The organism is Halorussus salinus (assembly GCF_004765815.2).
Lineage (GTDB): Archaea > Halobacteriota > Halobacteria > Halobacteriales > Haladaptataceae > Halorussus > Halorussus salinus.
This window is the reverse complement of record NZ_ML974128.1, coordinates 239,910-254,237: the sequence shown is the minus strand read 5'-3', so window position 1 is coordinate 254,237 and position 14,328 is coordinate 239,910. Positions and strand designations below refer to the sequence as shown.

The following is a 14,328-nucleotide window of genomic DNA, read 5'->3' as shown; positions in this document are numbered from 1 at the left end:
GTACCGAGGAGCCTCCGTTTCGGGAGTCGAGGAGTTCCCGCCCCGACAGACGGTTCGGCTACCGGTCCCGGCCCTCGACGTTGCCGATGCCGGGGATTGCGGACCGTCGTTCCACGGCCGACATTAGCTTCGAAGCCGAGAGGACGAGTCCGAGGTAGACGAGCGCGGCGAACGCGTACATCGTGGTGAACTCGAACGACTCCGAGGCGATGGCGTCGGCGCGCTCGAACAGTTCGGGAACCGTGATGAACGCCGCCAGCGACGAGTACTTGATGAGGTAGACGAGTTCGTTCGACCAGCCGGGTATCGCGTAGCGAAGCCCCTGCGGGAGGACGACGTGGCGAATCCCCGCGAGCTTCGACAGTCCGACGGCGCGGGCCGCGGTCAGTTGTCCCGAATCGACGCTCTCGATGGCCGCCCGGATGTACTCCGACTGGTAGGCCGAACCGTTGATGGTGAAGCCGACGATGGCGACCCAGACGGCCTGACCGGGGACGAAGCCGACGCCGACGAGCGGCAGTTCGCGTACCCACGCCGACAGCCCGGTCCCGTAGTACAGCACGAACAGTTGGGCGAGCAGCGGCGTCCCGCGGATGAGTTCGGTGTATCCGAGCGAGAGCCACGCCGTCCGGTCGCCGTACACCCGCGCGACCGCGAGCGGAACGGCGAGGAGGAACCCCAGCGCGATGCTGGTGACCGTCAGCACGACGGTCAACCACGCGCCCTGTGCCAGTCCGGGGAGCGCCGACGCGCCGGTCGCGAGAAACGAGAACAGTCCCGCGACCTGCGAAAGGGGCCAGCCGAGGAGACCGAGCGCGTCGGCCGTCGCCGACAGCGACTCGGCGACTCCGGCGAACGTCGCGGCCGGAACGAGCGGCTGGCCGGGCGACACGACGGCCCCGCCGAGGAGCAAATCGTTGACCCACCGGAAGACGAGCCACCCCCAGAACAGCGCCCCGACTGCGACGGCGAGCCACTGCCGGAGTCCGTACGACCGCCAGCGCGGGACCGCCGTCGCCCGGCGAGTAACGTCACTCATGGTCGGCGTGGACGCTGTCGAGGCGACCGAGGAACTCCTCGGTTCGCGCCTTCTCGGGCCTCTCGAACAACTGTTCCGGCGGGCCGCGCTCGACGATTTGGCCGTCTTCGAGGAACGTGACCGTGCTGGCGGCCGACCGAGCGAACCCCATCTCGTGGGTCACCACGAGCATCGTCATCCCGCGCTCGACCAGTTTCTGCATCACGCCGACCACCTCGCCGACGAGTTCGGGGTCGAGCGCGCTGGTCGGTTCGTCGAACAGCATCAGTTTCGGCTCCATCGCCAGCGCGCGGGCGATGCCGACGCGCTGTTTCTGGCCGCCCGACAGTTCCGCGGGGTAGGAGTCGGCCTGCGCCGCGAGTCCGACCATATCGAGGTGTTCGTCGGCCACGCTCCGGGCCTCCTCCTCCGAGAGTCCCTTGACTCGTCGGAGACCGAGCGTGATGTTCTTGCGAGCGGTCAGGTGCGCGAACAGGTTGAAGTCCTGAAACACCATCCCGACGTTTCGCCGGAGTTCGTTCACGTTCGCGTCGGGAGCGGTCGTGAGGTCGCCGTCGAGGTAGACCTCGCCCGAATCAGTCTCCGTGAGGCGGTTGATACACCGCAGGAGCGTGGACTTCCCGCTCCCGCTCGGGCCGACGAGGACTTCCACGTCTCCTCGGTCCATCTCGAAACTCACGTCCCGGAGGACGCGTTCGTCACCGTAGCTCTTCGAGAGGTTCTCGACGCGTAGCAGACTCATGTTGAATCACCCGTAGGAATCGCGAAGACGTTGCCGACGTAGTCCAGCGTCCGATTCGTGACGAACGTCAGCACGAAGTACACCGCGCTGGCGAACAGGATGACCTCCAGCACGGCGTTGGTGTTCTGGACGAACAGGTCGTTGCTTCGGGTCAGCAGTTCCGAGAGACCGATAGCGAACGCGACGCTCGTGTCCTTGAGGACGATGGTAAACTCGTTCTGGAACCCCGGAATCGACCGGCGGAGCGCCTGCGGGACGACGACGCGACGAATCGCTTGCAGTCGGGACAGTCCGACGGCGCGGGCCGCCTCCATCTGGCCCTCGTCGACGCTCTGTATCGCACCGCGGAATATCTGGGACTGGTAGGCTCCGCTCCGGAGTCCGAGTCCGAGGACGGCCGCGACGAACGCGCTCTCGATGGGCGTCCCGAAATACGCGAACAGCAGGATGACGACGATGGGCGTCCCTCGGAGGACGACGCCGACGGTCTCGACCGCGCCGCTCGCGTAGCGGCCGCCGTACACCTCGACGGTTCCCGCCGGGAATCCGGCGAGGAAGCCGAGCAGGATGCTGGCGGCCGTCAGCGCGACGGTCAGCACGATGCCACCGAACAGATACGGCACGTTGTCGGCGACGAACGCCCAGTCGCTCGACAGCAGCGGAGTCAGCACGGCTCTACGAGTCGCTGAACCACTCGTTGCGAATCTCGGCGTACTCGCCGCTGTCGCGAACGGCTTTCAGGCCGGTGTCGAGCGCCGACTGCACGTCGCTGTCGCCCTCTCGCACGCCGAACCCGTACTGCTCGCCGGTCTCGTAGGTGAACGCGATGGAAACGTCGCGCTCGCTCTGGAAGGTCTGGGCGACCGGCTTGTCGATGACGATGGCGTCGATGTTGCCGTTCACGAGGTCCTCGACCGCCAGCACGTAGCTTCCGTACGAGTTGTAGTTCGACTGCTTCAGTTGGTCCGTCGAGACGAGTTCGTCCTTGACGATGCCCTCGCCCGTGGTTCCCTTCTGCGCGCCGATGGGGTGGCCCGAGAGGTCGCCGAGTTTCGACGGCGAGAAGTCGCCGCCCTTGCGCACGAGTATCGACTGGTCGGCGCTGTAGTAGGGGTTCGAGAAGTCGATATTCTTATCGCGCTTGTCGTTTATCGTCATCGCGGCCGCGATAACGTCTATCTTCTCGCTACCGAGCGCGGGCGTGAGGCCCTTGAACTCGAACTCCTCCCACCCCGAGAGGGTGTACTCGCTCTCGGCGACGACGGCCTCCAGCAGGTCGATGTCGAAGCCGACGAGGTCGCCGCCCTCCTTCATCTCGAACGGGGGGAAGCCGGGCGCAGTACCGGCGGTTAGGGTCTTGTCGGGGGTCTCGTCGCCGCCGCTTCCGGTGAGACTACCGACGCAACCCGCGGTCGCGGTCAGCCCTGCGACACTGCTCGCGCCGACGACCTTCACGTAGGTACGCCGGTCCATATCGACGGAAGTTCTGTGTTCCATACTCTCACAGGAAGAAGACTACGCTTTTGAACCTTTCTCACCCATTTTAACCTTCAAAAATTGCGTATAAGGGACAGATTATTGAAGCTTCGTCAATCAAAGACCGACGACTCCGGGCAGTCACCCGGAGTCGCCGAGACTGCGATTCACAGTACGCGCTGGAGGAACTGCTTCGCTCGGTCGGTCTCCGGACTGTCGAAGAACGCCGCTGGCGCGCCGGACTCCACGATGCGTCCCTCCGACATCAGCACCACGCGGTCGCCCACCTCGCGGGCGAACCCCATCTCGTGAGTCACGACGAGCATCGTCATGCCCTCCTCGGCGAGGCCGCGCATGACGCCCAGCACCTCGCCGACCAGTTCCGGGTCGAGCGCCGAGGTCACCTCGTCGAACAGCATCACGTCGGGGTCCATCGCCAGCGCGCGAGCGATGGCGACCCGCTGTTGCTGGCCGCCCGAGAGTTCCGCGGGATAGGAGTCCATCTGGTCGCCCAGACCGACCTCCTCCAGCAGGTCCTCGCCGGTCTGTCGGGCCTCGGCGTTCGAGAGGCCGCGGACTCGCACGGGCGCGAGCGTGACGTTCTCCAAGGCCGTCTTGTGCGGAAAGAGGTTGAAGTGCTGGAACACCATCCCGACCTTCTGGCGGAGTCGGTTCACGTCCACGCCCGGCGCGGTGATGGACTCCCCGCCGATGCGAACCTCGCCGTCCTGAATCTCTTCGAGTCGGTTGACACAGCGCAGGAGCGTGGACTTCCCGCTCCCGCTCGGGCCGACGACGACGACGACTTCCTGCTCCTCGACCGCGAGGTCGATGTCCTTCAGGACGTGGGCGCTCCCGAAGAACTTGTCCACGCCCTCGAACTCGACCATCGGTTGGCCGCTAGCGAGGTCGTCGGTCGTGACGGTGGTCTCGTCGGCGTCGCTCACGCGCGCTCACCCAACCCGAGCGCCGCCAACAGTCCGGACTCCTCGTCGTCGCCGGTGCCCCACTCGGCGCGGTCTTCGAGATACTGGACGGTCCGCATCAGCGGGAGCGTGATGGCGAGATACGTCACCGCCACGAGGACGATGGGCGTCCACGCGTCGAACGTGTTCGAGTTTATCTCCCGGAAGACGGTGATTATCTCCGGGAACGCGATGACGGTCAACAGCGACGTGTCCTTGACCAAGATGACTTGGTCGTTGCCGATGGCCGCCAGCGCGTTGCGCCACGCTTGGGGCAGAATTATCTCCTGCATCGAATCGACGTACGACATCCCGAGCGACCGCGCGGCCTCCATCTGGCCGTCGGGCACCGCGTTGATGCCGCCCTTCACGGCCTCGCCGACGTACGCCGCGTGGTTCAGCGTCAGCGCGACGACGGCCGTGATGAACGTCCAGTCGATGACCAGAATCGGCGGGTAGACCTGCCACCCCTGCGATATCGGGAACTGGCCCGTCGCCCACAGCGACGGGACGCCCAGATAGATGATGAACAACTGAAACAGCAGTGGCGTCCCCCGGAAGAACTGGACGTACGCGGTCGCGATGGCGTGCGTGATGGAGGTACGCGAGACTCGACCCAACCCGACGAACACCCCGGCAGTGACCGCGAGGACGCTGGAGATGACGACCACCACCACGACCCGGAAGAACGCTACGACGAATCGCGGCACGACCGCCGTCAGCAGTTCGTAGTTCACGTACTCGAGGAGGACGAGACCGATGAACCCGACGACGAGCGCCGTGAACACCAGCGCCACCGCCATCCCCGCCCACTTGACGCGCTCGTCGGTCAGCAGACTCTCGTCTCCGGGTGCCTCCACCGCCTGCTCGTCGGTGTACGTCTCCCCCATCTCGGATTACCCGCCGTTCGTCGTGGTGTCGGTCGCGTTCCCGGCCGTGCCGTTCTCGGTCCCGTTCGCCGCGGTCGTCCCCGGCGACGGGCGCGCCCGGTCCAAGATGCTCTGTGGCGGCGCGCCGGTGAAGTACTCGCTGTAAATCTCCTCGTACCGACCGCTCGCGATGACGGCGTTCAGCGCCTCGTTGACCTGCTGGCGGAACTCGTCGTCGTCCTGCCGGAACGCGATACCGTAGCGTTCGACCGTCAGCGTGAGGTAGGGCGGCGCGCTCTCGAACTCCTCGGCGGCCTGTCCTTCGCCCTGAAGCAGGGTGACCGCCTCTTGGTCCTCGGTGTACTGGAGATTGACCGCGTTGTCGTTGATGACCGCGACCGCCTGATTGTTCAGTAAGGCGTTGAACGCGCCCGTAATCTGGTCGTAGCTGTCGATGTTGAGGTTGCCGCCGAACTGCTGTTGCAGTTCTTGAGCGGCGGCCTCGCCCGTGGTCCCCTTCTGGACCGCGACGGTCTTCCCTTCGAGGTCCTCCAGACTTTGGATGTTGCCGCTCTCCAGAATCGCGACCGTCTGGAACGCGATGAAGTACGGTTCCGAGAAGTCCACCTGCTCGGCCCGCTGGTCGTTGATGGTCATCGCCGACATGATGATGCGGAAGTTCCCGTTGTTCAGACTCGGAATGATGGTGTCGAACCCGGTCTGGACGAACTCGTACTCCCGGTCTAACTCGCCGAAGATGGCCTCCGCGATGTCCACGTCGAACCCGACCAGCGTCCCGTCCTGCGTTCTGTACTCGAACGGCTTGTACGGGATGTCCGACCCGATTCGAATCACGCCTTGGTCCTGCGCTCCGGAGACTCCGCCCAACGCGAGTCCGCCGACGATTCCTGCACTCCCCTTGACAAACGACCGCCTGTCGATGTCCATTGTTTTTCCCCCGACATCACGTCTACGCGATACTATATAATCGTGGCGCGAACCGTCCAGATTCGGAGGAGAGCGCCGCTAAATTGTTCAGTCGTCGCTCGGATACCCGGCCGCGGCGTCGGCGGTCCGGGAGTCGGGCGCGCCCGACTCCTCGTAGGACCACAGCGTCGTCGCCAACAGCGCGCCGAAGATTATCAGCGCGGCGGTGTGGTGGGCCACCTGCACGAGCGGCGTGTAGACGAACACCGTCGCGCCGCCGAGGACGACCTGAATCGGCGTGACGGCGAGCGCGAGGGTGGCGGCTCCTCGGATGCGCTTCTGGCTGGTATACTTCCACGACCCGGCGGCGGTCCCGAGGATGAAGAACCCGGTGATCATGGCGACGAGGCGGTGGAACCACTCGATGAAGCTCGGCCACGTCTGCGGAATCAGACCGCCGTCACAGAACGGCCACTGGGCCGAACACGACAGGCCCGCGCCCATCGCGGCGGTGTAGACGCCGAGGAGGATGAGCGCGAACGTGAGACCGGTCGTGACGCCCGCGAGGTGGCGGAACCGGACCATCAGTGGATACCTCCCGCGTGTCGGAGTGTGTGGACTTGCACGGTTGGAACTCCCCTTATCGGACCTTTCGACCGGTCGTACTTAGGTCTGTTCGACTGGCGCTCCGGACGGGTCCAAGACGAGAGCAATCCGGGGCGGAAGAATGACCGAATTCGACCCCTTCAAGGCGGTTGGTGACGACCGACCACACATGACCAAACAGGAGCGTCTCGACACCTACCTCGCCGAGAACGACCTCGAAGCGGTCTGGTTCGCGCGACCGAACTCCTTCGCGTGGCTGACCGGCGCGAGCAACGTCGTGGACCGCGAGGGCGACATCGGCGTGGCCGCGGTGGGGTACGACGGCGACGGACTCGAAGTCGTGACGAGCAACATCGAGACCAACCGCTTCCGCGAGGAGGGACCGACCGACGTGCCCGTCACCGAGTTCCAGTGGTACGAGTCGTCGCTCGCCGAGGCCGTCGCCGACCACAGCGCCGCGCCCGCCGCGGCCGACTTCGACGTACCGGGGATGGAAACGGTAGACGCGTCGCCCCTCCGCCAGCCGCTCACCGACGAGGACGTAGAAAACTACCGGCAACTCGGGCAGGAGACCGCCCAAGCCGTCGAGTCGGTCTGTCGGGAACTCCGACCCGGCGACGTGGAGTCGGAGGTCGCTTCGGCGCTCCGCGTGGCGCTCTCGGCGCGGGACATCGAGGTCCCCGTCGCGCTGGTCGGCGGAAGCGAGCGCGCCCGTAAGTACCGCCACTACACGCCGACGAACGCCCAGTTGGGCGAGTACGCGCTGGTCTCGGTCACGACCCAGCGCGACGGTCTCCACGCTAGCGCGACTCGGTGCGTCGCCTTCGAGTCGGAGATGGACGACGCCGACCTGAACGAACTCGGCGAGAAGCACCACGCCGCGCGCATCGTGGAAGTGACTGCACTCGGCGCGACCCGAGCCATCGCCGGTCTCTCGGGCGACCCAACGAGCGTCTTTCAGGCGATACAGGCCGCTTACGAGCATCTGGGCTACGACGACGAGTGGCAAAAGCACCATCAGGGCGGCGCGGCCGGGTTCGCGGGCCGCGAGTGGTTCGCCGCGCCCGAGGTCGGCGACGACGCCGAGATTACCACCCCGATGGCCTACGCCTACAACCCGACGATTCAGGGGGCCAAGAGCGAGGACACCGTGCTAGTGACCGACGACGGCTTCGAGGTCCTGACCGACACCGGCGACTGGCCGACGACGCCCGTGGACGCCTACGACTACGACGGCGTGATAGCACGCCCCGACGTGTTGGTGCAGGAAGACGACGAGAGCTGAGACTCGCGGTCTTTCGTCGTCTGTCGAACCCCGATTCGACGCCTTCGGGTAGCTTTTTACGCTCGGAACCGGTTGCCCCGACTATGGGACTAGACGAGGACTCACTCGATTATCACCGCGAGGAGCCGCCGGGCAAGATAGAGATTTCCACGACAAAGCCGACGAACACCCAGCGCGACCTGAGTCTGGCGTACTCGCCGGGCGTGGCCGCGCCCTGTCGGGCGATAGACGAGAATCCCGACGACGCCTACAAGTACACCGCCAAAGGGAATCTGGTCGGCGTCGTCTCGAACGGGTCTGCGGTCCTCGGACTGGGCGACATCGGCGCGCAGGCGTCCAAGCCGGTCATGGAGGGCAAGGGCGTCCTGTTCAAGCGGTTCGCCGACATCGACGTGTTCGACATCGAGTTGGACCAAGACGAGGCCGACGAGATAATCCGGACGACGAAGGCGATGGAACCGACTTTCGGCGGCGTCAATCTGGAGGACATCAAAGCGCCGGAGTGCTTCGAAATCGAGGAGACCCTGCGCGAGGAGATGGACATCCCCGTCTTCCACGACGACCAGCACGGCACCGCCATCATCTCCGGCGCGGCCCTGCTCAACGCGACCGAAATCAACGGGAAGGACCTCGAAGACTTGAACATCGTCTTCTCGGGTGCCGGGGCCTCGGCCATCGCCACCGCGCGGTTCTACGTCTCGCTCGGCGCGAAGAAAGAGAACATCTTGATGTGTGACTCCTCGGGCATCATCACCGAGAACCGGGCCGAACACGGTGATGTCAACGAGTACAAAGCCGAGTTCGCCCGCGACGTACCGGAGGGCGACCTCGCCGACGCGATGGAGGGCGCGGACGTGTTCGTCGGTCTCTCGGTCGCTGGCATCGTGAGCCAAGAGATGGTCCGGTCGATGGCCGACGACCCCGTCATCTTCGCGATGGCGAACCCCGACCCGGAAATCGGCTACGAGGAGGCCAAGGCCGCCCGCGACGACACGGTCATCATGGCGACCGGCCGGTCGGACTATCCGAACATGGTCAACAACGTCCTCGGGTTCCCGTTCATCTTCCGGGGTGCGCTGGACGTTCGCGCGACCGAAATCAACGAAGACATGAAGATAGCCGCCGCGGAGGCGCTCGCGGACCTCGCCAAGCAGGACGTGCCCGACGCGGTGGTCAAGGCCTACGGCGACCAGCCGCTCCAGTTCGGTCCCGAGTACATCATTCCGAAGCCGCTGGACCCCCGCGTCCTCTTCGAGGTCGCGCCCGCGGTCGCCGACGCCGCGATGGACTCGGGCGTCGCCCGGAGCGAGTTGGACACCGAGCGGTACGTCGAGACGCTGGAAGCGCGTCTCGGCAAGTCCCGCGAGATGATGCGAGTCGTCCTGAACAAGGCCAAGTCCGACCCCAAGCGCGTCGCGCTGGCGGAGGGCGACGACGAGAAGATGATTCGCGCCGCCTACCAGATGCAGGAGGAGGGCATCGCCAACCCGGTCCTCGTCGGCGACAGCGACTCCATCGCGGCGACTGCCGCGGACCTCGGTCTCGACTTCGACCCCGACATCGCCGACCCCGCGAACGCCGACCACGACGCGTACGCCGAACGCCTCTACCAACTCCGCCGCCGGAAGGGCATCACCGAGAGCGAGGCCGAGGACCTCGTACAGAAGGACAGCAACTACTTCGCCAGCGTGATGGTCGAACAGGGCGACGCCGACGCGATGCTCACGGGGCTGACCCACCACTACCCCTCGGCGCTCCGTCCGCCCCTACAAGTCATCGGGACGGCCGACGACGCCGACTACGCCGCTGGCGTCTACATGCTCACGTTCAAGAACCGCGTCGTCTTCTGCGCCGACGCGACGGTCAATCAGGACCCCGACGAGGAGGTCCTCGCCGAGATCACCGAACACACCGCTGAACTCGCGCGTCGGTTCAACGTCGAACCGCGCGCCGCGATGCTGTCGTACTCGAACTTCGGGAGCGTGGACAACGAGGGCACGCGAAAGCCCCGAAAAGCCGCCGAAACGTTGCGAGCGGACCCGAACGTCGATTTCCCGGTTGACGGCGAGATGCAGGCCGACACCGCGGTCGTCGAGGACATCCTCAACGGGACCTACGAGTTCTCGGAGTTGGACGACCCCGCGAACCTGCTGGTCTTCCCGAACCTCGAAGCGGGCAACATCGGCTACAAACTCCTCCAGCGGTTGGGCGGCGCGGACGCCATCGGCCCGATGCTGGTCGGCATGGACAAGCCGGTCCACGTCATCCAGCGCGGCGACGAGGTGAAGGATATCGTGAATCTGGCGGGCGTGGCGGTCGTAGACGCCCAGCAGAACGAGTAAGCTCCGCGAGCGAACGGAGTGAGCGAGCGGCCTTTTTTGGTGGAGATTTTTTGCGCGAGCGGTGCCCGCAGTAAGCGACGCGAACGCCGGTGGCGTGAGCGGAGCGAGCGAGGAGACCCGAGCGGAAAAAAGGTCCAAGCGACATGGTGAATCTGGCGGGCGTGGCGGTCGTTGACGCCCAGCAGAACGAGTGAGTCGGTCGGCGAGAACCGACTCGGCGGACTTTCACGACCTGAAGCTCTCGGTGGGTTTTTATGTCGATTGCGTCAGTACCTCGATACCAGTGAGTGAGGACTGCGATGTCGAGGAGGTCGCCGCGCTCCTCGAAGACGAGACCGTCCGCGAAATCCTCACAGCTACGAGTATCGAACCCATGTCAGCCAACGCACTGAGCGAACGCTGTGGCGTATCGGAGCCGACCGTCTACCGGCGACTGGAGGAGCTACGCGCCTGCGACCTCGTGGAGGAACGGACCAAACTCGACCCGACCGCGGGCCACCACCACAAGGTGTACTCGCCGCGGTTGGAGCGCGTGACCGTCGAGTTGGACGAGGGGTCGCTGTCGCTCTCGGTGACGCGCCGCGAGGACGTGGCCGACCGGTTCACCGACCTCGTGGAGGGGATGTGAATGGCGATACCGTTCGACCCCTTCGTCCCCCTGCAACTCACGCCGCCCGACGTACCCGGTTGGGTCCGAGCGGTCTCGCAGGCGATGAACCTCGTCGCCGCGGTCGTCGGCCTCCTCATCGCGTATCAGGCCTTCCGGGGCTACCGGCGCAACGACAGTCGGCCGATGCTGTTCATCGCGGTCGGGTTCGCGCTGACCGTCGGATTACCGTTCGTGATGCTGGGACCGATGCTCCTGTTGCAGAGCAACGCCGCGGCGGTGACGGCGATGGTTCTGCTTTCGAACGGAAGCACGCTCGTCGGACTCGGCTGTATCCTCTACGCCCTCCGGATGCCGAGTTGAGCGGCTACGCTCGGCCGCCGTCCACGTTCTCGAACTCGAAGCGCGCGCCCCCCGACTCGCTGTCGATCACGCGACATCGCCACCCGTAGACCGCCGCGAGTTCCTCGACGAACGCGAGGCCGAGTCCCGTGCCGCCCTCGCCCGCCGCCGTGGTGAATCCGGCCTCGAAGACGCGCTCGCGCTCCTCGGCCGGAATCCCGCTCCCGTCGTCGGCGACGTAGAACCCCGTCTCGGTCTCGCCGAGGAGAACGGTCGTCGCGTCGCCGTGTCGAATTGCGTTCTCGAACAGGTTCCGCAACAGGTGCCGGAGGTACGTCTCGTCGGCCCGAACCGTCTCCGTGACTTCCACGTCGAGGCTCGTCTCCGGGGCGTCGATTCCGTCCCACGCCTCGCGGGCCACCGCCGCCAGCGCCACGTCGTTGCACTCGCCGACGGCCTCTCGGCCCCGCGTCAGGACCAACATCACGTCTATCATCTCCTCGATGCGGTCGAACGCCTCCGTGACGTAGCCGACCGCTTCGGACGCTCGGCCCTCGGGCAGTTGACTGCTGTAGATTTGGCCGATGGTGACGGGGTTGCGCAGTTCGTGAGCGAGCATGCTGGCGAAGCTTTCGAGGCGCTCGTTCTGGCGTTGCAGGCGCTGTTCGCGCTCCTCGCGCTCGGTCACGTCGGTCACGGTGGCGACCCCGCGAGTGACTTCGCCGCTCGCGTCCCGAATCGGCATCCCGTGGACCATGACCGTCCGGCGCTCGCCGTCTCCCGCGTCGAGTTCGTACACGTCGGGGTCGGTTACCTCCTCGCCGCGGAGGACGCGGGCCAGCGTCCACTCGTCGGGGGCGACCGGTTCGCCGGTGTCGGCCCACCGGCCCGGATAGCCGTCGTACTCCGCGACGCTGTCGGGAGTGAACGGGTTCTCGCCGACGATTTCGGTCGCGGCGTCGTTCATCTCGACGCCGCCGCCGTCTTCGTCCGCGACGACGACGCCGACGGGCAGGACCTCGAAGAGCGTTTCGAGCTGTTTGCGGTGGTCTTCGAGTTCGCGTTCGGCCCGCTTGCGCTCGGTGATGTCGGTGAGCGCACCGGGGAACGTGACGGGTTCGCCCTCGTCGTCGCACTCGACGTGGCCCCGCGCGACCACCCAGCGGAGTTCGTCGTCGTCGTTCCAGACCCGGTACTCCGCTTCGTAGTCCTCGCCGCTCTCGACGGCCGCGGCTATCTCGCGCTCGACGCGCTCGCGGTCCTCGTCGTGGATGGCCTCGATGTATCGGTCGAGCGAGACGCCATCGCGGGCCGCCTCGGGGTCCACGCCGAACGTCTCGGCGAACGACGTGCCCGTCACCATCTCGTCTTCCTGAATCCGCCACTCCCACGTGCCGACCGCGCCCGCCTCGGTCGCGGCCTCCAGTTGGGACTTGGCCTCCCGCAGGTATCGCTCCCGTTCTTTCTGCTCGGTCACGTCTTGGGCCATCGTCATCCCGGCGAACACGTCGCCGCCCTCGTCGGTGATGGGCACCGCGTGGACGACCCACTCGCGTCCGGCGTAGCTCACCTCGACCGACCGCTTCTCGCCGTCGAGCGCGGCCGAGAACGCCGGTTCGAGTCCGTCGGCGGTCTCGGCGTCCCACACGTCCCGGAAGTGTCTGCCTTCGAGGTCGCCGGGTTCGACTGGGATGTAGTCGAACGCTTGGCCCGCTGCCAGCGTGTACTCGCAGTCGGGGTCGAACAGCGTCACGATGCCGTTCGGGAAGTACTCCGCGAGCGAGCGATAGCGTCGCTCGGACTCCTCTAACTCGCGCTCGCGGCGTTTGCGCTCGGTCACGTCCCGGAAGTAGACGGAGAGGCCACTCTCGGATGGGTACGCCCGGATTTCGTACCACGCTTCCAGCGGCTCGGGGTAGTAGAGTTCGAAGGCGGTCGGCTCTTGGGTCGCCATCGCCTCGCGGTACTCGTCGGCGAGTTTCGAGTCGGCGGCCCACTCGAACACGTCCCAGAGCTTCCGGCCGACCAGTCCCTCGCCCCGGTAATCGACGAGTTCCTCGGCGCGGTCGTTGGCGTGGGTGAACTGCCACTCGTCGTCCAGCGCGTAGAACGCGTCGGTCACGCGGCCGAATATCTCGCTGAGTTCGTTTTCGAGTTCGCGCTCGCGCTCCTTGAGGTCGGTCACGTCCTCGTAGGTCGCGACGACGCGCTCCGTGTCGCCGTCGGGCGAGACCGGCGCGGCCTCGACCGACAGCCATCGCCGCTCGCCGTCCGGCGGTTCGACGCGCAGGACGCTCCCGGCGACCGACTCGCCGGTCGCCGCCACGCGAGCAGACGGGCGCTCGTCCGGAGGGACGCGGCGACCCTCCTCGTCGTAGAACCGCGGTGGGGCGGCCGAGTCCGGCCCGGATTCGGCCAGCGGGCGCTCGTCGCTCGTCCCGGTTCGGCACTCGCCCGCGGACGCGCCGAGGAGGTCCCCGGCCCGGTCGTTGGCCCGCACGACCGCTCCGTCGGCGTCGCGGACGACGACGCCGACGGGACTCGCGTCCAAGACCGCCGCGGCCCGTCGCCGGTGGGCGTCCCGGTCGGCCTCGCGGACGACGCCGGTCGCGCCCCGGAACTCGCCGTCGGCGACGCAGACCGAGACCGACACCTCGGCCGGAATCGCGTCGCCGTCGGCCGCCCGGAGCGCCACCGCGACCGACTCGCCTGCCTCACCAGCGAGTCGGCGCTCGGTCTCGCGCTCGACGGCCGCGAGGTCGCTGGCGTCGAGGAGCGCGCCGAGGTGTTCGCCGAGCAACTCGTCGCGGGCGTAGCCGGTCGTCGTCAGGAGCGCGTCGTTGACGCCGACGAAGCGACCCTCGGCGTCGAGTCGGTAGACGCCTTCGCCGATGTCGTCGAGGAGCGTCCGATAGCGCCGGAGGGCCTCCTCGTCGTCGGCGTCGCCCCAGAACGCCGACCCCGAAGCCTCCGCCGGTTCGTTCATGGGCCGGATACGATACTGCCCCGGAAAAACCTTCATATAGTCTATCTCTTGAAAGAAGCCGTCGCCGGATTCGCCCGAACTCGGCAGACGGTGGCGTTCGGGGCGATAGAACGCGAGCGAGCGTAGACGACCCGCCCGCCGC

The 14,328-nt window shown here is 66.4% G+C and carries 13 protein-coding genes; 4 read left to right on the top strand and 9 right to left on the bottom strand.

What is annotated here, in order from left to right:
* Nucleotides 1-58: 58 nt before the first annotated feature.
* The 8 genes from EPL00_RS09345 to EPL00_RS09310 form a co-directional block, all read right to left on the bottom strand.
* Nucleotides 59-1,039, bottom strand: a complete 981-nt coding sequence (locus EPL00_RS09345; protein ID WP_135852963.1) for an amino acid ABC transporter permease — start codon at nt 1,037-1,039, stop codon at nt 59-61.
* Complete coding sequence (locus tag EPL00_RS09340; RefSeq protein ID WP_135852964.1) at nt 1,032-1,781, bottom strand: amino acid ABC transporter ATP-binding protein; 750 nt, start codon at nt 1,779-1,781, stop codon at nt 1,032-1,034. Before EPL00_RS09340 ends, EPL00_RS09345 begins: the two co-directional genes overlap by 8 nt.
* Nucleotides 1,778-2,452, bottom strand: coding sequence for an amino acid ABC transporter permease (locus EPL00_RS09335; protein WP_135852965.1), 675 nt, complete (start codon nt 2,450-2,452; stop codon nt 1,778-1,780). Before EPL00_RS09335 ends, EPL00_RS09340 begins: the two co-directional genes overlap by 4 nt.
* A 4-nt stretch (nt 2,453-2,456) precedes the next feature.
* Nucleotides 2,457-3,278, bottom strand: coding sequence for a transporter substrate-binding domain-containing protein (locus EPL00_RS09330; protein ID WP_135852966.1), 822 nt, complete (start codon nt 3,276-3,278; stop codon nt 2,457-2,459).
* A 146-nt stretch (nt 3,279-3,424) separates the two neighbouring features.
* On the bottom strand, nt 3,425-4,147 hold the full coding sequence (locus EPL00_RS09325; RefSeq protein ID WP_135853237.1) for an amino acid ABC transporter ATP-binding protein: 723 nt from the start codon (nt 4,145-4,147) through the stop codon (nt 3,425-3,427).
* 53 nt (nt 4,148-4,200) lie between these two features.
* A complete protein-coding gene (locus tag EPL00_RS09320) occupies nt 4,201-5,112 on the bottom strand; it encodes an amino acid ABC transporter permease (RefSeq protein ID WP_135852967.1) in 912 nt (303 codons plus the stop codon).
* Nucleotides 5,113-5,118: 6 nt separating this feature from the next.
* The gene (locus EPL00_RS09315) at nt 5,119-6,033 is read right to left on the bottom strand and encodes a transporter substrate-binding domain-containing protein (RefSeq protein ID WP_368407946.1); all 915 of its coding nucleotides are present in this window, start codon (nt 6,031-6,033) and stop codon (nt 5,119-5,121) included.
* A 93-nt stretch (nt 6,034-6,126) separates the two neighbouring features.
* Nucleotides 6,127-6,603 (bottom strand): COX15/CtaA family protein, encoded by a 477-nt coding sequence (locus EPL00_RS09310; RefSeq protein WP_135852969.1) that lies wholly within the window; start codon nt 6,601-6,603, stop codon nt 6,127-6,129.
* A 190-nt stretch (nt 6,604-6,793) separates the two neighbouring features.
* Here EPL00_RS09310 and EPL00_RS09305 point away from each other — a divergent pair, with 190 nt between their 5' ends.
* The 4 genes from EPL00_RS09305 to EPL00_RS09290 all read left to right on the top strand — a co-directional run bounded on the left by EPL00_RS09305 (nt 6,794) and on the right by EPL00_RS09290 (nt 11,221).
* The gene (locus EPL00_RS09305; protein WP_135853238.1) at nt 6,794-7,909 is read left to right on the top strand and encodes a M24 family metallopeptidase; all 1,116 of its coding nucleotides are present in this window, start codon (nt 6,794-6,796) and stop codon (nt 7,907-7,909) included.
* Between the two features lie 83 nt (nt 7,910-7,992).
* Nucleotides 7,993-10,251 (top strand): NADP-dependent malic enzyme, encoded by a 2,259-nt coding sequence (locus EPL00_RS09300; protein ID WP_135852970.1) that lies wholly within the window; start codon nt 7,993-7,995, stop codon nt 10,249-10,251.
* A 283-nt stretch (nt 10,252-10,534) separates the two neighbouring features.
* Nucleotides 10,535-10,879: an ArsR/SmtB family transcription factor gene (locus EPL00_RS09295; RefSeq protein ID WP_135852971.1), complete on the top strand. Its 345-nt coding sequence runs from the start codon at nt 10,535-10,537 to the stop codon at nt 10,877-10,879.
* On the top strand, nt 10,880-11,221 hold the full coding sequence (locus EPL00_RS09290; RefSeq protein ID WP_135852972.1) for a DUF7521 family protein: 342 nt from the start codon (nt 10,880-10,882) through the stop codon (nt 11,219-11,221). It abuts the gene before it with no gap.
* 4 nt (nt 11,222-11,225) lie between these two features.
* On the opposite strand, the gene EPL00_RS09285 is transcribed toward EPL00_RS09290, so the two are convergent.
* Nucleotides 11,226-14,186 (bottom strand): PAS domain S-box protein, encoded by a 2,961-nt coding sequence (locus EPL00_RS09285; RefSeq protein ID WP_162224189.1) that lies wholly within the window; start codon nt 14,184-14,186, stop codon nt 11,226-11,228.
* Nucleotides 14,187-14,328 lie beyond the last annotated feature (142 nt).

Excerpts from the sequence above, each read along its gene's own strand:
- EPL00_RS09300 (WP_135852970.1), top strand. The coding sequence starts at position 7,993 with ATGGGACTAGACGAGGACTCACTCGATTATCACCGCGAGGAGCCGCCG.
- EPL00_RS09330 (WP_135852966.1), bottom strand. The coding sequence starts at position 3,278 with ATGGAACACAGAACTTCCGTCGATATGGACCGGCGTACCTACGTGAAG.
- EPL00_RS09285 (WP_162224189.1), bottom strand. The coding sequence starts at position 14,186 with ATGAACGAACCGGCGGAGGCTTCGGGGTCGGCGTTCTGGGGCGACGCC.
- EPL00_RS09310 (WP_135852969.1), bottom strand. The coding sequence starts at position 6,603 with ATGGTCCGGTTCCGCCACCTCGCGGGCGTCACGACCGGTCTCACGTTC.
- EPL00_RS09305 (WP_135853238.1), top strand. The coding sequence starts at position 6,794 with ATGACCAAACAGGAGCGTCTCGACACCTACCTCGCCGAGAACGACCTC.
- EPL00_RS09320 (WP_135852967.1), bottom strand. The coding sequence starts at position 5,112 with ATGGGGGAGACGTACACCGACGAGCAGGCGGTGGAGGCACCCGGAGAC.
- EPL00_RS09345 (WP_135852963.1), bottom strand. The coding sequence starts at position 1,039 with ATGAGTGACGTTACTCGCCGGGCGACGGCGGTCCCGCGCTGGCGGTCG.
- EPL00_RS09290 (WP_135852972.1), top strand. The coding sequence starts at position 10,880 with ATGGCGATACCGTTCGACCCCTTCGTCCCCCTGCAACTCACGCCGCCC.
- EPL00_RS09340 (WP_135852964.1), bottom strand. The coding sequence starts at position 1,781 with ATGAGTCTGCTACGCGTCGAGAACCTCTCGAAGAGCTACGGTGACGAA.
- EPL00_RS09325 (WP_135853237.1), bottom strand. The coding sequence starts at position 4,147 with ATGGTCGAGTTCGAGGGCGTGGACAAGTTCTTCGGGAGCGCCCACGTC.